Source organism: Microbacterium sp. ZW T5_56 (assembly GCF_044987425.1).
Lineage (GTDB): Bacteria > Actinomycetota > Actinomycetes > Actinomycetales > Microbacteriaceae > Microbacterium.
In genome coordinates, this window is record NZ_JBJDRI010000009.1 from 42554 (window position 1) to 61771 (window position 19218).

Sequence of the window (19218 nt, forward strand, 5' to 3'; positions counted from 1 at the left end):
ATTCGGAAAATGGCACCGTCTGCGAGTTCTGGACCGAATCCTGTTCGATCGACTGAGGTTCGTACCGTCGAACTGGATGAGACGGATCGCCGCATCGTCCAGCTCCTCTCCCGCGACGGTCGCATGACCAATGCGGAGCTTGCGGGCGCGCTCGGGGTCGCTGCATCTACCGCTCACGCCCGTACTCGCTCGCTGCTCGAAAGGGGCGTCATCACGGGATTCCACGCCGGTGTGGATCAGGCGGTGCTCGGGCGGGGGCTACAGGCGATCATCGGAGTGACGCTGCGCGGCGGATCGCGTCAGGAGTCGATCGAGGCGTTCGCGGATGCGATCCGGGGTCTGCCGCAGGTGATCCAGCTGTTCTTCCTGGGTGGGGCGGACGATTTCCTGATTCACATCGCGGTGCCGGATTCGTCTGCGGTGCGGGCGTTCGTGGTGGAGCATCTGTCGGCACAGCCGAGTGTGGCGTCGACGCGCACGAGCCTTATCTTCGACTATCACCGCAACGCGGTCGCGGCACCGTTCCGTTGAGTCGCCTCGCGTCGAGTCAGGCACGAGGAGACGCCTCGCCCTACGCTCGTGCGGTGACTGTCGGATCGTCGGCTGTCCCGTCGCGCCGCCACACGGTGACCTGACCCCGCGGGTGAGGGGCGAAGCCGGCCTCATCGAGATACCGTCGCGCGCGGGCTGACAGCGGACGCATGTCATCGCGGGCATCGTCCAGAACCGAGGCTGACGTCCGAAGCCCCCACGTTTCCGCTGCCGTTTCCACATCGATTCCGGGGATGAAGCGTCGCCGCACCGCGATAGTCCGCACTCGGGCAAGCGGGACGAGGATATCGCCGCGAGAGTCGGTCCAGCGGATCGATCCGGAACTGATCGACAGCACGCCCGGACGTCGGAACGGGCGGGCGAAGACGATCACCAGGCCCGCGATGACGAGGAAGACCGACCCGCCGAGGAGCAGGAGCGGTTGCGGGCCGATCACGCCGCCGCGCGCGTCCACGATGACGAAAGCGACGATCGCCGCGGCGAATGCGAGGCCCAGCGCTATTCCGAGGATCGTCTGCATCGCGAGCGCCCGGGCGCGCAGCGCCGTCATCGCGAGTTCGGCACGTCCATCGCGCACCGTCCACTCGCATGTCGCCATGGCACGAGTCTGTCACGCGAGTGCACCCCCGCCCGGCGATGCGGCGGTGCGCGCAGCCGCCGCCGGACCACGATGGAGTAATGGCACAGATGCGCGACGTGACCGCGAAGATCCCCGGGATGCTGCTCGCTGCGGGCATCGCGGCCGTGGCGACGGTGATCGGCGCCTTCGTCCCGCTTGTCGGGTCTGCTCTGCCCGCGATCGTCATCGGCGTCGTGATCGCCCTGATCCGCCGCCCGGGTGGGCCGTTCGCCGCGGGTCTGAAGTTCTCCAGCAAGATGGTGATGCAGATCGCCGTGGTGCTGCTCGGCAGTCAGCTCTCCCTGGCGCAGGTGGCGAAGGTGGGCGTCGAGTCGTTCCCCGTGATGATCTCCACGCTCATCGTCTGTCTGCTCGCCGCGTGGATCCTCAGCCGCCTGCTGCGCGTGGAGTCGGATCTCGCCGTGCTCATCGGCGTCGGCACCGCGATCTGTGGTGCCTCGGCCATCGCCGCTGTGTCGCCGGTGATCAAGGCGCGGAACGCGTCCATCGCGTACGCCGTGTCGACGATCTTCCTCTTCAACGTGCTCGCCGTTCTGCTCTTCCCGCCGCTCGGTCGTCTGCTCGGCTTCACACAGCACGAGTTCGGGCTCTTCGCGGGGACCGCGGTCAATGACACGTCGTCGGTGGTCGCGACGGCGGGAATCTACGGCACAGCGGCGCTCGGGTTCGCCGTGGTGGTGAAACTCGTGCGCACGCTGATGATCATCCCGATCAGCATCGGCCTCGCGATCCACACGGCGCGGCGAGAGGGTTCGCGTGTGGCATTCACGCCGCGTGGCATCCTCACGTTGGTGCCCTGGTTCCTGATCGGATTCCTGGTCGCGTCGCTCGTGCGGTCGATCGGCGTGATCCCCGACGCTGCGCTGGCGCCGATCAGCGCGGCGGCGATGTTCCTCATCGCGATGGCGATGGCGGCGATCGGTCTGTCCACGGACATCGCCGGCTTCCGCAGCGCCGGCCTGCGTCCGCTGGTGCTCGGCGGGCTGCTGTGGATCGTGGTCACGGTGACGGCGGTGATCGCGATCCTGCTGTTGCGGTAGCCGGAAAAAGACCGAGGCCGGCTCGCGTGGTTTCCCACGCGGCCGGCCGTTCTCGCACCCCCCTGAACGTCACCGACCCTCGAAGCCCCCTGCATTCGATTCGCGGTATTGCTCAGTGCGATGACTCAACGCTAGCAAGCCCAGCGTGCCCGTCACAGCCAGATCGTGTCGGATCTTTGGGGGACAAAACGTCCCCCACGAGATGGGACGATGGAAGCATGAAGCTTCTCCTCGCCGCCCTGGATGTCGAACTCGTCGCGTTCCCGGAGCACATCGACGGATTCGAGCGCGTCGTCACGGGCGCGGGCAAGCTGAAGGCCGCCCACGGCCTCACCCGGGCGCTGGAGCGCGGTGAGTATGAGGAGATCGTCGTGCTGGGAACCGCCGGCGCGGTCGTGCCGGAACTGCAGGGGGGCGTGCACGAGATCGCCGCCGCAGTGCAGCACGACGTCTGGGATGGCGACCACGTTGTCGGTCAGCACGTCACGTTGCCGTCGCGTATGGAGACTGGCCGACCCGGCGAGGTGATCGCGACCGGCGACCACTTCGTCGACACGGCCGCGGGCCAGGCGACCGTGCTGGCGCTGGGCGCCTCGCTGATCGACATGGAGACCTACGTCTACATCTGGGTCGCACAGCAGTATGGCGTGCCGATCCGTGTGATCCGCTCCGTGTCGGACGCCGCCGACGAGGGAGCCTTCCTCGAGTGGGACGTGGTCGTCGCCGCGTGCTCGGCGCAGCTGTGGGAGTGGTTCCAGCGCGAGTACGGCATCTGAACAGTTTGTCATCTGAGTAACGCTCGACCTGAGCGCTCTGCTCATGCTTCAGAATGGAAGCATGACAGAAAGCGCGCTTGAGCCCATCACCGTGGCCATCGAGCGTCGGATTGACCCCGAGCGCGCGATCGAGGCGACCAGCTGGATGCAGGCGGGAACCGACCTCGCCGCCACGTTCCCGGGGTTTCTCGGGTCCGGGTGGGTGCGCGCCGGTGAGGGCAGCGAGCTCTGGTACATGCTGTATCGCTTCCGCGACATCGCGACCCTGGAGAAGTGGGAGACGTCGCCGCAGCGCACGTGGTGGCTGGATTCCGGCAACGCGTTCGCGCGCGAGGTTCGAGTAGAACGACGCACGGGGACCGAGGGCTGGTTCGATGCCGCCCAGGCGACAGGCATCGAGACGCGCGTGACGCAGTCGCTCGCGACCGGATCGGTGGCGGTTCAGCCGGTCGTCCCGCCGCGGTGGAAGCAGGCCACGACCATCTGGCTCGGCTTCTTCCCCGTGAACCTGCTCGCGACGTTCCTGCTCGGCTTCATCCCGGGATTCACGGAACTGCCGCTGGTCCTGCGCGTGCTGATCACCACTCTGATGCTCACGCCGATCATGGCGTACTGGGTGCTGCCCGCCGTCACGCGACTGCTGCGCGGCTGGCTGCAGCGCTGATCACTCGTCCCGCTCGGCTGAGTCCCCGTCGAGGCCCGCGAGACTTCCCTCTGTGGGCGACAATCGCCGCGTTGCGTGGATTCTCGCCCACAGACGGAAGTCTCGCGGGATGAGAAACGGGCCGCGGTGAGATGGCGGCGAGAGGACGCGATGATGAGAGGCGTCGAGCCTGGCCAGCACGGGGGTCAGCGGGACGCGATGATCGACCGCACCGCACCGCAGCGCGTGGGGGTCACCGTGCGGGGGTCAGCGGGTGAGGTAGTCCGCGACGGTGCCCTCGCGATCCCAGGGCTTGCCGTCGGTGGCGAGGGTGGGCGTGTAGAACGCCGTGCGGCCCTCAATCGTGGTGCGCAGTGACTCGTCCTGCGCTACGCGGTTGGTCGCCGCCTCCACCCAGCCGCGGTAGGTGCCGTCGGTGACGCACGTCGCGAGCTCAGGGTCCGTCACCCCGGCTTCGCCGATGATGCGGATCATGTCCTCATTGCTCAGTCCGGCCGTGCCTTCGGCGGGCTGAGCGGCGAACATGCGCTCCTGCACGTCGAGGAAGGAGTCCGGGGCGAGGTCCGCCACGCACGCGGCGGCGTTCGCGCCACGGGTGGCGTAGTCGGTGCTGTACGCGCGATCCACCACCGCGAGCGGGAACAGTTCCAGGGTGATCTCGCCCGAGGCGACAGCGTCGGTCAGCAGGTCTGCGTTCTGCTCCTCGAATGCCTTGCAGGCGGGGCAGGCCCAGTCGAGGTAGAGCTGCACGTGCTTCTTGTCGGCGTCGTCGCCCGTCCACTCGGTAGCCTCGGGTGAGGCGGTCGCGGCGGTCGCGTCGGTACGCACAGCCGTGATGTTGCCGTCGCTACCGGTGAGCGCGATGCCCCAGGAGGCCATGTTGGCCGGGCCGGCGTCAGTGGTGACGATGTCCTTCGGCTTCAGCGCGATTCCCAGCGCCACGCCCCCGAGGATCAGCACGATCGCCGCGGCAACGCTGGAGGAGATGATGACGCGGCGCCGGCGCATGCCCTTCGCGGCCAACTCCTGCGTGCGCTTCGCCGCCTCACGAGCCTCTGCCGCCATGCGGTTCTCCGTCTGAGCGCGGTTGGGGCGCTTGGCCATTGGGGGACCTCCTCCGTCGAGTCATTGAACCATGGCCGACCTGGCGGAAAACCGTGCGCGTGTCGGCGTCGCGTTGTCCCTTCGTCCGCTTCACTTGTCGCATGGCCCGAACCCGCGCACGCGTCTCGAAGCGACAGCTCCGCCGCCAGCAGCGCGCACCCCGCCCGCCCCGGCGAATGCTGAAGACGATCCTGCACTGGGTGGTGCAGTTGGGGATCGCCGCGGTGGGTGTCTACGCCGTGATCTGGGACCCTGGCCTGGTCGACGCGCTCCTGGTGTGGTGCCTCCTCGCTACGACCTATGCCATCATCGCGATGACCGTACTGGGGCGGATGGCCCGTCGCGGAGCCGCGGCCGTGGGGGAGCGGGCACCGATGCCCGACGGATTCGTGCGTTTGCGTTCCATCCTCACCGTCGCGTTCACCGTCGTGCCAGCGACGATCGGTGTCACTGCAGCGCTCACCGTCATCATGTTCGGCAAGAGGACTTCTATCGGCCTCCTCCTCGGAGTCACCCCGGACGATCTCGGTGGCACACTCCTCGTGAAGATCGTGGGCGTGTGGGCGATGATCCTCGCCTGGGGAATGCTGCACTGGGGCTTCGCTCAGATCTATGCCCACCGCTCGGAGGCGGTCTGGCCCGAACGTGTACTCGACTTCCCCGATACCCCCGCGCCGACTCTCGTGGACCACGTCTACTTCGCCTACACGCTCGGCATGACCTTCGCGGCTTCCGACGTCAGCATCCTCAACTCCCGAACACGATGGACGGCGACACTGCACTCGGTGCTGTCGTTCCTTCTGAACGCCCTGATCATCGCGCTCTCGTTCAACACGATCATGTCGGCGGGCGGGAGCTGACGCTCGTTCCGCGTCAGCGCGGGTCTGAGCTCACACGCGCGACGCTGCGGTGCAGGTGATCCACACCGCCCGCGATCGCGCGCTGCCGCACCTCGGTGAGCCCGGGGTACTCGGCGTGCCCGGCGGGCAGCACCATCAGTTCCCGATCTCGGAAGCCAGCGGCCACCCCGAACTGGCCCGGCGGCGGGACATGCGCGTCCCAGAGCGCCGCCTCGATCCGCACCGGTACGCGGGCGAAGGTCGCGGCGCTGGACGCGTCGAAGAGACGAAGCACGCCCCGCGCCTCGGGGTGCTCGGCCGCATACCGGCGCACCGCCTCTCCACTGCCATGACAGGGAGCCACGAGCCGCTCGTCGTACTGTCCGAAGCTCGGCACCACGAGAGTCGCCCCGATGAACCGGTCGTCCCACGGCAGCGCCAGCGCGCCGACACCGCCGCCGAAGCTCTCGCCCACCAGGTAGTGCGGCAGCGGACCCCAGAGTTCATCGGCGATGTTCTGCGTCAGCCACAGATCCCGAACGCAGGCCCCCAGCACGTAACTCTGCGGATCGTCTATGCCGAACAGGACGTGCTCGTCCCGCTCCGACGGAGCGCCGACGCCGGTGTTGAGAGCGCCGAGCCCCCGCGCCAGCGGGAACACGACGGCGGCGTCGTCGGGAACACGCGCGAATTCGGGCCGCTCCCGACCGCCGTAGCCGTGCGAATGCACCACGACGACCCGCGGCGCACGATCCCGGGGACGCGCGATCCAGGCGCCCAGCACCGTGCCGTCGCCGGCGGTGTAGCGGATCTCGGCAGCCTCATGAGTTCCGAACGACGCGTACTCGCCCGCCTCGAAGCGCGGAGCAACGGCTCGGATCCGAGCGTTCCACCCCCGCCAGAGTGCGGCGAACCCCTCCGGCGCGGGAACCGGGGCCACGCGCCGGAGCGCCCCCTCATCGAAGCCGTAGGTGCCGTCGATCTCCTCGTCGGGAAACCAGGTCGGGTAGTCGGCGGCGATCATCGACGCACCTCCGGGGTCGGTGAGCCCGGCAGCACGCGCATGGCAGACTGGCCGAGGCAGGTGGAAGAAGGAGTCCGAGTGCTCGTCGAGGAACGCAGGGCGCAGCTGATCGACGCGGTGCGTCGTCGAGGTGCGGCCACTGTCGCAGAACTCATCGCGGAACTCGACGTCAGTGCGATGACCGTGCGCCGCGATATCGATGCGCTCGCGGCGGAGGGGCGCCTGCGCAAAGTTCGTGGTGGCGCGACCATCGAGCACGGTGCCACCGTGAGCACCACGATCGAGGCGCGACGCGCGCGCATGATCGAGGAGAAGCGCGCGATCGCCCGCGAGGCCAGGCGGCTCGTCGAACCCGGCATGGTGATCGGGCTGTCGGGGAGCACCACGACCTGGGTGCTCGCACAGGAGCTGCGCGCGATCGCCGACCTCACCATCGTCACGAACTCGCTCCCGGTGGCCGATCTTTTCGCGCGCCCGCAGCGTGCCGATGAGCCGTATCTGCAGACCGTGGTGCTCACCGGCGGCGTGCGCACGCCCGCCGACTCGTTCGTGGGGCCCGTCGCGGTGCGCGCGCTGGAGCACCTGCACTGCGACATCGTGTTCCTCAGCGCCACCGGAGTCGACGCACACGCGGGACTCACCACGGCCAATCTGCTGGAGGCGGAGACCGACCGCGCGCTCGCTGCGGCGGGTCGCGAGGCCGTACTGCTGGCCGACCACGGCAAATGGGGCGTGGTGAGTCTCACCACCGTGATCGAGCTCGGCCAGGCCGATCGGATCATCACTGACTCCGGAATGTCGGAGGGCGGGTTGGACGTGCTGCGCGGGCTCATCGCCGACGTCCGGGTGGCCGAGGTCTCCTGACGCCGGGCCCCAGCCCCGACGAATCTGACGTTCACCGCCCGGTGCTGGCGCGGGCGATGACGCGCGTCATCACCGTGACGTGCTGCACCGGCATGTCGCGCCCGGGGGGCGTGCGCATCTGGCGGTCCAGCTCGTCCAGCGCCGCCGACGCGATCGCATCCTTGTCCGGGGCGACCGTGGACAGCGGCGGGGACGCGAACTCGGTCGCGCGGACGCCGTCGATGCCGATCACGGCCACATCCTCGGGCACACGGAGTCCCGCGCCCTGCAGCGCGCTGATCACGCCGAACGCGATCGAGTCGTTGGAGCAGAACACGCCGTCGAACGTCGCCCCCGAAGCCAACAGCTGCGCGACACCGCGCGCTCCCTCAGCCGCGGTGAACGCGTCCACCGACACGGTCAGCTCCGCGTCCGTGGCCAGATCGTGTGCGGCGACCGCCTCGCGATAGCCGGCGTAGCGCTGATCGGCCGCATCCGACGGCCGGGAATCGCGTGGCCCGATGAACGCGACACGGCGGCGGCCGACGTCTGCCAGGTGCGCTGTGGCGTCCGCAGCCGCCCGACGGTTGTCGATGGTGATGTGCGTGAACGGGCTGATCTTGATGTGCTCGCCCAGGAGCACCAGCGGCCCCGGGGACGTGCGACGAGTGAGGTCGGCGACGGTGAGGGCGCGGGGGATGTGGATCAGTCCGTCGGTGTCGGGAAGACCGACGCCATTCGCGATGTCCACCTCGCGCTCGTGATCACCCTCGGTCTGCTGGATGAGGATGGCGAGGCCGCGGTCGTTCGCGCGCCGGCACAGCAGCGCGGTCAACTCGGCGAAGTACGGCTCCTCCAGGTTGGGCACGGCGAGGGCGATGACTCCGGTGCGCCGACGGCGCTGGGGAAGATCACCCTGTGCTGCTGCGCTCACTGCCCCGCTCCTCGACGCGGCCGCTCGGGATGCCGCTCTTGCACTCACCGTAGCGGTCCGGCCTGGCACCCGCGTCATGACTGCACCCGCAGCGCGACGATGCGTGCCTCCGGGGCGCCGTTGGTCGCCGTGACGACGACGCGCAGCGCGTCAAACGGTGCGGACGGCAGCGGGTGGATCCGGTGGCGGTGGCGGTTGTCGGCCACCTCGATCACCGTGTGCCACCCCGCTTCGTCGTGCGTTTCGATGCGGTAATCGCGCACGAGCTGCGGGAGGACCTCATGAGGACTGCGGTGATGGTGCAGGGTGTTCAGCTCCAGATCCACGTCGTCGTCGAAGACGAGGCGCACCTCGCGCGCGGTCACGGCGGCATCCCAGTCCAGGCGCAGCTCGGCATCGCCGTCGGCGAGCGGCGCGGACGCCCACAGGTTCGGGCCGCCGAATGGACGCTGATAGCCGCCGACCGCGCGTTCGGGAGCGAGGCTGCGAGACGCCGGCTCGGCGCGGAACACGATCGCCCGCCCGCGCAGAGGCTTGGTGGGCCACTGCACAAGGAGCTCGTCGGTGCTGATCGACACGTTCTGGTCGTCGCTGTCGAGGCGGTGCACCAGCGTGAGGGTGCCCGGCGTGAGGGCATCGGTGTGCGCGGTGATGGCCCGGTTGGCACGCAGCACCACCACCGCGTTCTGCGGTTCGGTCGGTGCGAAGACGGCAGGCACATCGATCCAGCGCGCGGGGCCGGCCGACACCGGCACCGTCACGGTGTGCTCGCGGTGCGCGGGAACCACATTCTGCCGACGCCCGGTGCTGAACACCTCGACGGTCAGGGTGGTGTCTTCGGTCGCCGCGATCCACAGCTGGACGGATTCCAGCACGGGATCCACCGGGATCACGATGCCGAGGTCATCGGCCAGCGGCAGCTCCGCAGCGGTCGCGGGCTCGCCCGCCGCGATGATCTCGCGATGACCGGACGCTGTCACGGTCGCGGCGCGGGCGAGATCCTCCGCATCCTCGTTTCGCACGCCGAGCACCGACGCATCCCAGCGCAGGAGCCGCTGGCGCAGATCCTCGCGGGCATCGTCGTGCAGCTCGCGCGGCGTGATGCCCCTCTCGATGCACATCGCGGCGGCGGTGCCTGCGGCCTCGCCCATGGCGGCGCAGGTGGCCATGACCCGCGCGGCGCCGAAGGCCACGTGCGTGGCGGAGACATCACGACCCGCGAACAGCAGGTTCTCGACGTTCTGCGAGTACAGCGAGCGGAACGGGATCTCGAAGAGGCCATCGGAGAAGCGCTGCAGTGCGCCCGCGCCCTCCGCATACATCCCCGCCGCCGGGTGCAGGTCGATCGACCAGCCGCCGAAGGCCACTCCGTCGTCGAACGCGGTCTGATCGATCACGTCCTGCTGGGTCAGCGTGTAGTCGCCGATGAAGCGGCGGTATTCGCGCTTGCCGGGCAGATTGCCGATCCACTCGAGGGTGAGGGTGTCGGCGTCGAAGCGCCCGGAGTTCTTGATGTAGTCCCAGATCCCGAGGATCACACCCCGCAGCTCATCGCGGATGCGCTCGTTGTCATCCACGATGTCCAGCTCACCGCCCCACTCGATCCACCAGTAGTGCGCGCCGGAATCGCCGGAGCGGATGACGCGCGAGGTGGGGATCGGGGTGCGTGAGATATCGATGGCCGAATCGGGCGCCACGTACTTGACCGGTCGGCCGAGATCCTTCGTGTAGAAGAGGAGCGTGGAGCCGAGGAACTCGCGCACCGGCTCCTCGGGAGCCCACTCCTCGCCGAACTCCGCGCGGCCCTCCTTGCCGAGGCGGTGGCGCGCGCCCGCGATGGCGCCGATAAGACCGTCGCCCGTGCAGTCCAGCACGATCGGGGCGGTGAAGCGGGTGCGCACCTCGCTGCCCATCGTCCACCCCGTGACCGCATCGATGCGGCGCGCGCCCTCAGGGCCCGACGCCTCCACCTCGGACACCTCGGTGTTCAGGAAGAGACGGATGTTCTTCTCGCGGCGCACGGTGTCCAGCACCACGTCATCCCAGTAGACGGGGTTGCCCTCGGGGTTTCGGAACTGGTTCTCGACATACAGCTCGCCGATGATCCCGCTCTCGCGAGCCCAGCGCTGGTTGCCGTGCGCGGTGGCGCCGCAGACCCAGACACGAACCTCCGAGGACGAGTTGCCGCCGAGGACGGGGCGGTTGTTGATGAGGGCGACGGAGCGACCCTGCCGCGCTGCGGCAACGGCTGCGCTCACACCGGCCAGGCCTCCTCCGACGACGATGATGTCGGCTTCGACGGTCTGGGTGCGCATGATGGCGGTGTCCTTTCGGGACGGATGCTGCGTCTCTGTGGACGGTGCAGCGGTGGTGCGAAATCGGAGGGGTGCCCGCCGACGCGTCACGCCGGCGGGCACCGGGTCAGGCGATCAGCTTCTGCGCGGCCTCGCCGGCGGCCTTCATCGCGTCGGCGGGCGTCGCGGAGCCGACCATGACGGCCTGCACCTTCTCGGCGATCGCGCTCTCGATCTGCGCGTACTGCGGGTACTGCCAGAACGGGTTGGTGGTCGCGGTGGCGGTGATGCGCTCGCTGAACAGCGCGCCGAACGCGTCCGAGGTCACGGCTTCGGACGTGAGCGCCTCGGTGGTGACCGGCGGCAGTCCGCGGTTGGCGTAGTCGGCGAGCACCGTGTCGAGGTCGCTGGTGGCCCACTGACCGAACTCGGCGGCGGTCTCCGATCCTGCGCCGGTGATGACGGCGATCGCGCCGCCCCAGACCAGCGCCCGCGGAGTGTCGCCGGACTTCAGCACCGGACGCGAAACCGGGACGAGCTTGTCGGCGAGGCTCGCGTCCGGCGAGTCCTTGAGCACGGAACTGCGCCCGACAGGAGCATCGTCGTAGATGGCCGTACGGCCCTGCGCGAACAGCGAGCGAGCGTCGAAGCGATCGACGTCGGCCGCGATCAGACCCTGGTCGTACAGGCTCTTGTACCAGGTGACCGCCTCGATGCTGGCGTCGTCGCCGATGGTGACGGTGCCGTCCTTCACAAGGGTCGAGCCGAACGTCTGCATCCAGATGAGGATGTCCTTCAGCTGTGCGGCCTTCGTCGACGCCGCGTACGGGATGAGTCCGTTGCTGAGTCCCTTGAGCTTCAGCAGAGCGGCCTCGAAGTCGTCGATCGAGGTGGGGAAGGCGTTCGCGTCGATGCCCGCCTTGCCGAGGATCTCGGAGTTGGTGACGAGGCCGATCGCGCCGATCGTCCAGGGGAACGCATACTGCACGCCCTGGTACTGCGCGGCCTCCAGGGCCGAGTCTGTGTAACCGCGGCCCTTCGTGAACGCGGAGACGTCGGCCAGCTTGCCGAGGGCGGCGAGCGATGCCAACCAGGCGACGTCGACATGGGCGGCACCGGTGAACTGCCCGCCGCGCACCTGCAGCATCAGCTGGTTGAAGTACTCGTTGTAGGGGAACGAGGTCTGCTTGATCGAGATGGAGTCCTTCGACTCGAATCCGGCGAGCAGCTCCTTGATGGCGGGGGCGGATGCCTCCTCGGTCAGCGACCAGCTGGCGAACGAGAAGTCCGTCGGCTTGGCGGCGCTGCCCGTGGACAGGGCGGCGCCTGGTGCGGCGCCGGATCCGGTGGGAGCGCACGCGGCGAGCGTGGCGGCTGCGGCACCGAGGCCGAGCCAGGTGAGGGCCTGACGGCGGGTGATGGGCGTGCGGAGCACGGGGGTCTCGGACATGAGTCCTCCTCTTCGAGGGTGTGTGATGCGATGGGTTGGGATCAGCCCTTGACCGCGCCGGCGGTCATGCCGCCGACGAGGAAGCGCTGCAGGGCGATGAAGGCGATGGCGACGGGCAGGGACACCACGAGCGAAGCGGCCATCAGCTCGGGCCAGGCAGTGGAGGCCTCACCGATGTAGGTGTTGACCAGGCCCGGAGGCAGAGTCTGCTTGTCGGGGCCGGCCAGGGTGAGGGCGAACACGAAGTCGTTCCAGCCGCGGACGAAGGCGAACAGACCTGCCGCGATGAGTCCCGGAGCCGACAGCGGCAGGATGATCGAGTGGATGATGCGCAGGCGAGAGGCGCCGTCCACCCGGGCTGCTTCGATCAGCTCGTCCGGGATCGTGTCGAAGAATCCCTTCAGCATCCACACGCACAGCGGCAGCGTGAACGTGGTGAACGACAGCACCAGCGCGGTGTACGTGTTCAGCAGGTTGTAGGCGGCGAACACGGTGTAGAGCGTGACCAGCAGGAGCGCCTGCGGGAACATCTGCGAGGCCAGCACGAAGTACATCAGGGATCGGCGTCCGCGGTAGCGGAACTTCGAGAACGAGTAGCCCATGTACGCCGACACCAGCACCGACAGCACGGCGGTGACCACCGAGACGATGACGCTGTTGCCGAGGTAGGTGAACAGCATGGGGTTGTTCACGAGCGACGTGTACGCCTCGAACGAGATCTCGCTCGGCCACAGCCGCGGCGGGAACGCGAACACCTCGGTGCGCGGGGTGAGGGATGTGGCCAGCAGCCAGTAGATCGGCAGCAGGGCGAAACCACCGCAGACGATCACGGCGATCCAGGCGCTGATGCGGACGCCGCGGCTCTCGGAGCGGAGCGGGTTGGCGCGACGCGGGCGCGAGGTGGCGGTGCTCATCGGGGTCTCCGTGGTGGTTGCGGGGGTGGGGCGCTCGGTGATGGTCATCACTTCTCCCCCTTCTCCGAGAAGCGCACGTACACGACGACGAGACCCATCAGCAGGATCATCCAGAGCAGGCCGAGTGCGCCGGCGTGGCCCAGGTCGAAGCCGCGGAAGGCGGTGTCGTAGACGGCCGTGGCGAAGGTCTGAGTGGAGCCGGCGGGACCGCCACCGGTGAGCACGTAGATGATGTCGAAGTGCTGGAAGTTCCAGATGAACTCCAGCAGGAGGACGAGCCCGATGATGCCGCGGATCTGCGGAACGGTGATCGAGAAGAAGCGACGGATGGTGCCGGCGCCGTCGATCTCCGCGGCTTCGTGCAGTTCCTTCGGCACGGTCTGGAGGCCGGCGAGCAGCATGACCATCATCCAGGGGAAGGACTGCCACGTCTTGGCGACGATGACGGCGATCATCGCGGTCGTGGGCTGCGCCAGCCATGCCTGCGGTTCGCTGATCAGGCCGAGCGCCTGGAGCAGCGCGTTCATCACGCCGTAGTTGGCGTTGAAGATCCACATCCACAGGAACGAGACGACGACGCCGGGGATGAGCCAGGGCAGGAGCATCAGACCGCGCAGCGTCTTGCCGCCCGGGATGCGTGTGTTCAGGGCCAGGGCGAGGGCCATGCCGATGATGAACGGGAAGATCGTCGTCCCGAGCGTGAAGACGAGGGTCTGACCGAGCAGCCGGCCGAAGTCGCCGGTGAGGATGTCGATGATGTTCTGCAGGCCGACGAACTCGCGACCCGGCAGCACGAGGCTCTGCTTGAAGAAAGCGGTCACCAGCGCGGTGATGAGCGGATAGACCACGACGGCCAGCAGCAGGGCGAGCCCGGGAGCGGCCAGGAGAACGGCGAACATCCCGTCGGAGATCCGGCGCGGCTTGGTATCTTTTGTGATGTTCTGTTCTCTATTGAGGGTGAACGTCATGGGGAGTTCCTCGGCGTCGAGGGGCGCTACGCGACGATGCGGCGGTTGACCCGGATAATCAGTGGAGTTTTCAGCATGCCGGGGTGAGTGGGGATCCGTCAACTCCAGATCCGCCTGTGGTTGATATTGGTGGGAGTTGAGTGAATGTGGTGCGAATTGAGCTGAAGTGTGTCTGGAGCGATGCGCTGTGCGGGCGACGACAGGGCTTCGGTGCCGGTGTGGACGTCGGCCGCTCCGGTGCCGGTGTGGACGACGGCTGCTTCGGTTGCTGAGGTGATCGGCGCGCTGGTCTCAGAAGATGTGCGTCGGGGTCTCCGATCCGACGGTTGCTGAGACCAGTCGGCAGGCTGGTCTCAGATATGGGCCCGTTGCACCGGTAAGCGAGCACCTTCTGAGATCATCCGGCTGGTTGGCTTCGCCCGGCCGGATCCGCCTGCGACGGCTCCGCCTGCGGGTGCTGCGAGGCTGCGGGCGACCGTGCATCGAGCGCGGAGGCGCTCAGAACCGGAAGCGGCGGCCCGGGCGTGTCACTCCAGCAGGCCGCGGATATCCGACGCGGTGAGTTCGCCGGCGAACAGATCGCCGCCGTCGATGACCTCGTCGAAGAGTCGCTGCTTGCGCTCGCCGAGGGCCAGGACCTTCTCCTCGATGGTGTCGCGCGCGACCAGTCGGTAGACCATCACGGGTCGGGTCTGTCCGATTCGATGGGTGCGGTCGATGGCCTGCGCCTCCGCGGCGGGGTTCCACCACGGATCGAGGAGGAACACGTAGTCCGCCTCCGTGATGGTGAGCCCCACCCCACCCGCGCGCAGACTGATCAGGAACACGGGAGCCTCTCCGGTGCGGAAGTCCTCGATCACCGCGGAGCGTCGTCGGGTGGCACCGTCCAGGTATTCGTGATCGATCCCTGCCGCGGTGAGTCGTTCGCGCACGAGCGCGAGGTAGCCGGTGAACTGGCTGAACACGAGGGCGCGGTGCCCCTCTGCTGCCAGGTCGGAGATGCGGTCGATCAGCTCGTCCAGCTTCGCCGACGGGATCTCGTGCGGTGACTGTTCGTCTTCGGTGGGGATGAGACGCGGATCGAGCGCGAGCCGGCGCAGCAGGGTGAGTGAGCGGAACACGATGAACCGGTTGCGGTCGAGATCGTGCACGAGATCCAGCAGCTTCTGACGCTCGCGCTGCAGATATCGGTCGTACAGCGCGCGATGCGCGGGATCGAGGTCGACGTGCACGATCTGCTCCGACTTCTCGGGTAGCTCGGAGGCGACGTTGGCCTTGGTGCGTCGGAGCAGAAGGGGGCGGAGGCGACGACGCAGCTCGCCGATGCGTTCCGTGCTGTGCGCCTTAATGAATCGATTGGCGAAGGTGATGCGTGAGGCGAACAGGCCGGGCGCGACGACGCGGAAGATGGCCCAGATATCCGTGAGCGAGTTCTCCAGCGGGGTGCCGGTGAGCGCGATGGTCATCCGCGCGTCCAGCTGGCGCGCCGCCTCGTGCACCTGGGAGCCGGGGTTCTTCACATACTGCGCTTCGTCCAGCACCACGCCCGCCCATGTCCGCGCGGTCAGACGATCGGCTTCGAGGCGGAGGATCGCGTAGGAGGTGATCACGACGTCGGTGTCGGCGGGGATCTGGTCTTTGGTACTGGCCATCACCGCGACTCGCAGGTGCGGCGCGAATCGTGCGATCTCATCCGACCAGCCGCCCACCACCGACGTCGGGGCCACCACGAGGAACGGTGACCCGGTCCCCGCCGCGTGGACGAGCAGCGCGATGGTCTGCACGGTCTTGCCGAGTCCCATGTCGTCGGCCAGCACGCCGCCAAGCCCGTGATCCCACAGGTGGGCGAGCCAGCGAAAGCCCTCCAACTGGTAGGGCCGGAGGTCAGCGTGCAGCAGCTTCGGGGCATCGATCGGCGCGGGTGGTTGCGTGAGTGCCCGCGCCGCGCGCCGCCATTCTCGCGCCTCCGGGGTCTGATCAGAGGTGTCTTCGAAGGGCTCGAAGAGGTCGGCGCGCGTGCGCGGCACGATGGCACCAGTCTCCCATTCGCGCAGCTGGGTGCCCTCGTCGATGAGTTCCCGCAGCGCATCGAAGACGGGATGATTCAGCGACAGCCAGCTCTTGTCGACCATGAGCAGCTTGTCGCGTCCGCGGCTGAGGGCGGTGAAGATGTCTTTGAGGGCGACCGTGTAGGGGCCGATCAGCACCACGAAGCCCAGTTCGAACCAGTCATTGTCGCCCTCGCGGGGCACAGCGCTGAATCGGAGGGTGGGGTCATCGCGGCGGTGCACGTATCCGGGGTCATCGCCGTGGCGTTCCACGGTGATGCCGGCGGCCTCGATGACGGGGATGCTCTCGGTGACGAATGCGGCGGCTTCCGCACCCTCGAAGCGCGGCTGGAGCGGGATCGGAAGGTCGAGGGCGGGCGGATCGGTGAGCGGTTTCCACCGCGTGCCGGTGCGCGTGCCCCACCGCGTGGTGAGGGCGTCGTCTTCGAAGTGCACCTGCAGCACGGTGACCGTGGTGATCTCTGGAACCTTCACACCGCGGCCGGTGACGGGGAGTCGTGCTGCGAGGTCGGGGAGGTAGTGCTTGAGAAACTCCTCGACGTCCTCGCCGGGAATGCGGAGGAACGGCTGATCCCAGCGCAGCACGTCGGTGGCGTCCGCGCTGACGGGAGCGAGCAGCACCTGCAGACCGCCGTGGAACTCGCACCGGTACAGACCGTGATCGGCGATCGTCCCGGTGGGGATGATCGCCTCGTCGTTCACGCGCACCTCGGGGGTCAGGCGCAGGGACTCCGTGCCGCCGTCGCGCACGAGTTCGAGGTGAACATCGGCGGTCTCGGCGACGTGGACATCGGTGGCACGCTTGCCGGTGACGAAGGGGATCCCCAGACCCGCGCCCTCGGCGAGAAGGGGCCACAGGAGGGGGCTGGCGAAGTCATCCAGATAAAGCCAGTCAGGCTCGGTGGCGCGGAAACCCTCGGTCCGATTGCGATGCAGCGCGACAAACTGGCCGAACCAGTTCACGTGACGCCGATCCAGGTGCAGCCGCTCATGCTTGTGCTTGAGCGAGCTCCAGGTGACTTGGCCCGTCGTCCAGTTGCCTGCTGAGCTGCGCAGAGCCGGGCGAACGGCGAGTCGTTGCATGCCCCGGGCGCGCACGGCGTCGGCGGGTTTGGCTTGCGGGGCGGTCCACTGCGCTCCGGTGCGCGTGAGGGTCCGGAGCTGGAAGAGGAGCCCGACTGCGGCGAACTCTTCTTCATCGGGCGCAGGGGCGAGCTGATCCTTCCACTCCGATCCCACGCCCGCCATGCCTCGATTCTCTCAGGGGCCACCGACACCGGGTTCGAGGGGCGGTGTGCGGGGCTCATCGCGCGCGATGGGTCACATGCCGTCGTCGACTCAGCGCGGATCGGTGTCGAGGATCGCGTAGGTCATGCTGTCCATCCATGCGCCCGATCGATGCAGCGAGCTGGCGCGGCTGTACTCCTCGCGCCGCATCCCGACTCGCTCCATCAGGCGCCAGGACGGTTCGTTCGCTGCGAAGCAGGCGGCGATCACGCGATGGGCCCCCAGCTGATCGAAGGCCGCGTTCCTGACGGCGCGGATCGCCTCGGTGGCGTAGCCGCGCCGTGTGTGCGCCGGATTCAGCACCCACCCGAGTTCGACCTCGGCATCCCGCGCCTGGTCGCGGATCTCGGCCTGCGCGTAGGCGTCGCTGCGGCGCAGCATGAGATCGCCGATCACCTGAGGCTCGTCGCCGGCCAGTTCGATCACGAGCGTGAGCGCGAGGCGCTCGGGAGCGCTGAAGTGATACTCGAACTCGACGAAGGACTGCGGCGCCGCAGTGATCCACGCGTATACGTCTGGCAGGCTCCGGTACTCCCAGATGGAGGCCGCGTCCTCCACGGTTGCAGGACGGATCAGTAGGCGCTCGGTACGCAACGGCCACGCGATCTCGGTGCGCTCGTCGGTCGGATCCGGGGTGTCATCACTCACCGGCTCAGACTACGACCCCGCCCGAAGCCTCGCGCTCGACCGAAGCCTCACACGCAACCGAACTCTCACACGCAACCGAGCCCTCACACACCCCATGACCCGCGAGACTTCCCTCTGTGGGCGACAATCCACGCAATGCGCCGATTCTCGCCCACAGAGGGAAGTCTCGCGGGGTGTGGTGAGTCAGTACCAGTTGGTCGCCTGGGAGTGGCTCCAGGCCGCGCACGGGGATCCGTAGCTGCCGTTGATGTACTGCAGGCCCCAGGTGATCTGCGTGGTGGCGTTGGTCTCCCAGTCGTCCGCAACGCTGGCCATCTTGTCGCCGGGGAGTGACTGCGGGATCCCGTACGCACCGCTCGGGTTGTAGGCCTGGTAGTTCCAGCCGGATTCCTTGGTCCACAGCGACTCCAGGCACGAGAACTGACTGTCGCCCCACCCGTAGAGCGACGACGCCAGCTCGCGCGCGGTTGCTTTCGCGCCCTCCGGGGTGTTCGCAGCGGCCTGGGCCTCGGCCGCCGCCTGTGCTGCCGCAGCAGCTGCGGCTTCCGCAGCCTGCTGCGCAGCGAGAACCTCGGCGTCATGCTGCGCCCGTGCATCGGCGAGTCCGGCGCGGTACGTCGCCGTCTGAGTCGTCAGATCCGTCGTCTCAGCGGTGATGTGGTCGGTCACGCCCAGCACGAGCTGACGCGGCAGCGTGCGAACCTCCGCATGGTCGACGAGCACGGTGCTCAGAGTCGAAGAATCGGGGGCAGACACGTTGACGGTGAGGCCGGAGGTGGCCACCTCGTCGCGAGCGGCGGCAGCGTCAACGATCGCCGCCTCAGCGACGTCGAACACCTCGGACGCGGGGGAGTTGTCGACGGCCGCGAAGATGTCGGTGCTGATCGGTGTCACCGGGCTGATGATCTCGGGCGAGGCTGCCAGGCGGGCGGGTTCCTGCGATGCGACGGCCGGCGCGGTTCCGGCGGCGAGGCCGGTCGCAACACCCAGGCCGATGGCGATCACCGTGCGGAGACGGTGAGAGCGGCGGGCGGGACGGTGCGTGTCGCGATAGATGCGTCGTGACGCGAGGGCAGGATCGGTCGAAGCGAAAGAAGTCATGATCTCCAGCGGACAGAGGGCAGGGCGCGCCGGTTCAGGGAGGGTGGCACGGTCGCTCGGGTGCGACTCAG

Annotated in this window: 18 protein-coding genes; 7 read left to right on the forward strand and 11 right to left on the reverse strand. The window is 68.2% G+C overall.

The window, feature by feature from the left end; genetic code table 11:
- Positions 1 to 9 precede the first annotated feature (9 nt).
- Positions 10 to 531, forward strand: a complete 522-nt coding sequence (locus tag ACI3KU_RS06135; RefSeq protein ID WP_404921410.1) for an Lrp/AsnC family transcriptional regulator — start codon at positions 10 to 12, stop codon at positions 529 to 531.
- Between the two features lie 40 nt (positions 532 to 571).
- Here the strand turns inward: ACI3KU_RS06135 and ACI3KU_RS06140 are convergent, their stop codons facing one another.
- Positions 572 to 1150 carry a hypothetical protein gene (locus ACI3KU_RS06140; RefSeq protein WP_404921411.1) on the reverse strand — a complete coding sequence of 193 codons (579 nt, stop codon included), beginning with the start codon at positions 1148 to 1150 and terminating at the stop codon, positions 572 to 574.
- Between the two features lie 80 nt (positions 1151 to 1230).
- Between ACI3KU_RS06140 and ACI3KU_RS06145 the strand changes: the two genes are divergently transcribed.
- The 3 genes from ACI3KU_RS06145 to ACI3KU_RS06155 all read left to right on the forward strand — a co-directional run bounded on the left by ACI3KU_RS06145 (position 1231) and on the right by ACI3KU_RS06155 (position 3672).
- Positions 1231 to 2232, forward strand: a complete 1002-nt coding sequence (locus ACI3KU_RS06145) for a YeiH family protein (protein ID WP_404921412.1) — start codon at positions 1231 to 1233, stop codon at positions 2230 to 2232.
- A gap of 218 nt (positions 2233 to 2450) precedes the next feature.
- Positions 2451 to 3008: a nucleoside phosphorylase gene (locus ACI3KU_RS06150; protein ID WP_404921413.1), complete on the forward strand. Its 558-nt coding sequence runs from the start codon at positions 2451 to 2453 to the stop codon at positions 3006 to 3008.
- A 61-nt stretch (positions 3009 to 3069) separates the two neighbouring features.
- Entirely contained in the window at positions 3070 to 3672 is a 603-nt protein-coding gene (locus tag ACI3KU_RS06155) for an antibiotic biosynthesis monooxygenase (protein WP_404921414.1), read from the forward strand.
- A gap of 246 nt (positions 3673 to 3918) precedes the next feature.
- Here the strand turns inward: ACI3KU_RS06155 and ACI3KU_RS06160 are convergent, their stop codons facing one another.
- A complete protein-coding gene (locus ACI3KU_RS06160; RefSeq protein ID WP_404921415.1) occupies positions 3919 to 4776 on the reverse strand; it encodes a DsbA family protein in 858 nt (285 codons plus the stop codon).
- A gap of 101 nt (positions 4777 to 4877) precedes the next feature.
- Here ACI3KU_RS06160 and ACI3KU_RS06165 point away from each other — a divergent pair, with 101 nt between their 5' ends.
- On the forward strand, positions 4878 to 5636 hold the full coding sequence (locus ACI3KU_RS06165) for a DUF1345 domain-containing protein (RefSeq protein WP_404921416.1): 759 nt from the start codon (positions 4878 to 4880) through the stop codon (positions 5634 to 5636).
- Positions 5637 to 5649: 13 nt separating this feature from the next.
- Here ACI3KU_RS06165 and ACI3KU_RS06170 read toward each other — a convergent pair whose 3' ends face one another.
- Positions 5650 to 6639: an acetylxylan esterase gene (locus ACI3KU_RS06170; RefSeq protein ID WP_404921417.1), complete on the reverse strand. Its 990-nt coding sequence runs from the start codon at positions 6637 to 6639 to the stop codon at positions 5650 to 5652.
- A 78-nt stretch (positions 6640 to 6717) separates the two neighbouring features.
- On the opposite strand from ACI3KU_RS06170, the gene ACI3KU_RS06175 reads away from it, so the two are divergent.
- Complete coding sequence (locus ACI3KU_RS06175; protein WP_404921418.1) at positions 6718 to 7503, forward strand: DeoR/GlpR family DNA-binding transcription regulator; 786 nt, start codon at positions 6718 to 6720, stop codon at positions 7501 to 7503.
- 31 nt (positions 7504 to 7534) lie between these two features.
- On the opposite strand, the gene ACI3KU_RS06180 is transcribed toward ACI3KU_RS06175, so the two are convergent.
- The 5 genes from ACI3KU_RS06180 to ACI3KU_RS06200 all read right to left on the reverse strand — a co-directional run bounded on the left by ACI3KU_RS06180 (position 7535) and on the right by ACI3KU_RS06200 (position 14042).
- On the reverse strand, positions 7535 to 8416 hold the full coding sequence (locus ACI3KU_RS06180; RefSeq protein ID WP_404921419.1) for a LacI family DNA-binding transcriptional regulator: 882 nt from the start codon (positions 8414 to 8416) through the stop codon (positions 7535 to 7537).
- 74 nt (positions 8417 to 8490) lie between these two features.
- Positions 8491 to 10731 (reverse strand): FAD-dependent oxidoreductase, encoded by a 2241-nt coding sequence (locus ACI3KU_RS06185; protein ID WP_404921420.1) that lies wholly within the window; start codon positions 10729 to 10731, stop codon positions 8491 to 8493.
- A 106-nt stretch (positions 10732 to 10837) separates the two neighbouring features.
- Positions 10838 to 12160, reverse strand: a complete 1323-nt coding sequence (locus ACI3KU_RS06190) for an ABC transporter substrate-binding protein (protein WP_404921421.1) — start codon at positions 12158 to 12160, stop codon at positions 10838 to 10840.
- Between the two features lie 41 nt (positions 12161 to 12201).
- A complete protein-coding gene (locus tag ACI3KU_RS06195; RefSeq protein ID WP_404921422.1) occupies positions 12202 to 13122 on the reverse strand; it encodes a carbohydrate ABC transporter permease in 921 nt (306 codons plus the stop codon).
- The gene (locus ACI3KU_RS06200; RefSeq protein WP_404921423.1) at positions 13122 to 14042 is read right to left on the reverse strand and encodes a carbohydrate ABC transporter permease; all 921 of its coding nucleotides are present in this window, start codon (positions 14040 to 14042) and stop codon (positions 13122 to 13124) included. Before ACI3KU_RS06200 ends, ACI3KU_RS06195 begins: the two co-directional genes overlap by 1 nt.
- Positions 14043 to 14191: 149 nt before the next feature.
- Here ACI3KU_RS06200 and ACI3KU_RS06205 point away from each other — a divergent pair, with 149 nt between their 5' ends.
- Positions 14192 to 14314: a hypothetical protein gene (locus tag ACI3KU_RS06205; RefSeq protein ID WP_404921424.1), complete on the forward strand. Its 123-nt coding sequence runs from the start codon at positions 14192 to 14194 to the stop codon at positions 14312 to 14314.
- Positions 14315 to 14569: 255 nt separating this feature from the next.
- On the opposite strand, the gene ACI3KU_RS06210 is transcribed toward ACI3KU_RS06205, so the two are convergent.
- The 3 genes from ACI3KU_RS06210 to ACI3KU_RS06220 form a co-directional block, all read right to left on the reverse strand.
- The gene (locus tag ACI3KU_RS06210) at positions 14570 to 17359 is read right to left on the reverse strand and encodes a DEAD/DEAH box helicase (RefSeq protein ID WP_404921425.1); all 2790 of its coding nucleotides are present in this window, start codon (positions 17357 to 17359) and stop codon (positions 14570 to 14572) included.
- Positions 17360 to 17449: 90 nt separating this feature from the next.
- Positions 17450 to 18046, reverse strand: coding sequence for a GNAT family N-acetyltransferase (locus ACI3KU_RS06215; protein WP_404921426.1), 597 nt, complete (start codon positions 18044 to 18046; stop codon positions 17450 to 17452).
- A gap of 183 nt (positions 18047 to 18229) precedes the next feature.
- Positions 18230 to 19147, reverse strand: coding sequence for a phospholipase (locus ACI3KU_RS06220; protein ID WP_404921428.1), 918 nt, complete (start codon positions 19145 to 19147; stop codon positions 18230 to 18232).
- Positions 19148 to 19218: the final 71 nt, after the last annotated feature.

Coding starts and splice junctions, on each gene's coding strand:
- ACI3KU_RS06135 (WP_404921410.1), top strand. CDS start 10: ATGGCACCGTCTGCGAGTTCTGGACCGAATCCTGTTCGATCGACTGAG.
- ACI3KU_RS06140 (WP_404921411.1), bottom strand. CDS start 1,150: ATGGCGACATGCGAGTGGACGGTGCGCGATGGACGTGCCGAACTCGCG.
- ACI3KU_RS06145 (WP_404921412.1), top strand. CDS start 1,231: ATGGCACAGATGCGCGACGTGACCGCGAAGATCCCCGGGATGCTGCTC.
- ACI3KU_RS06150 (WP_404921413.1), top strand. CDS start 2,451: ATGAAGCTTCTCCTCGCCGCCCTGGATGTCGAACTCGTCGCGTTCCCG.
- ACI3KU_RS06155 (WP_404921414.1), top strand. CDS start 3,070: ATGACAGAAAGCGCGCTTGAGCCCATCACCGTGGCCATCGAGCGTCGG.
- ACI3KU_RS06160 (WP_404921415.1), bottom strand. CDS start 4,776: ATGGCCAAGCGCCCCAACCGCGCTCAGACGGAGAACCGCATGGCGGCA.
- ACI3KU_RS06165 (WP_404921416.1), top strand. CDS start 4,878: ATGGCCCGAACCCGCGCACGCGTCTCGAAGCGACAGCTCCGCCGCCAG.
- ACI3KU_RS06170 (WP_404921417.1), bottom strand. CDS start 6,639: ATGATCGCCGCCGACTACCCGACCTGGTTTCCCGACGAGGAGATCGAC.
- ACI3KU_RS06185 (WP_404921420.1), bottom strand. CDS start 10,731: ATGCGCACCCAGACCGTCGAAGCCGACATCATCGTCGTCGGAGGAGGC.
- ACI3KU_RS06190 (WP_404921421.1), bottom strand. CDS start 12,160: ATGTCCGAGACCCCCGTGCTCCGCACGCCCATCACCCGCCGTCAGGCC.
- ACI3KU_RS06195 (WP_404921422.1), bottom strand. CDS start 13,122: ATGACCATCACCGAGCGCCCCACCCCCGCAACCACCACGGAGACCCCG.
- ACI3KU_RS06200 (WP_404921423.1), bottom strand. CDS start 14,042: ATGACGTTCACCCTCAATAGAGAACAGAACATCACAAAAGATACCAAG.
- ACI3KU_RS06210 (WP_404921425.1), bottom strand. CDS start 17,359: ATGGCGGGCGTGGGATCGGAGTGGAAGGATCAGCTCGCCCCTGCGCCC.
- ACI3KU_RS06220 (WP_404921428.1), bottom strand. CDS start 19,147: ATGACTTCTTTCGCTTCGACCGATCCTGCCCTCGCGTCACGACGCATC.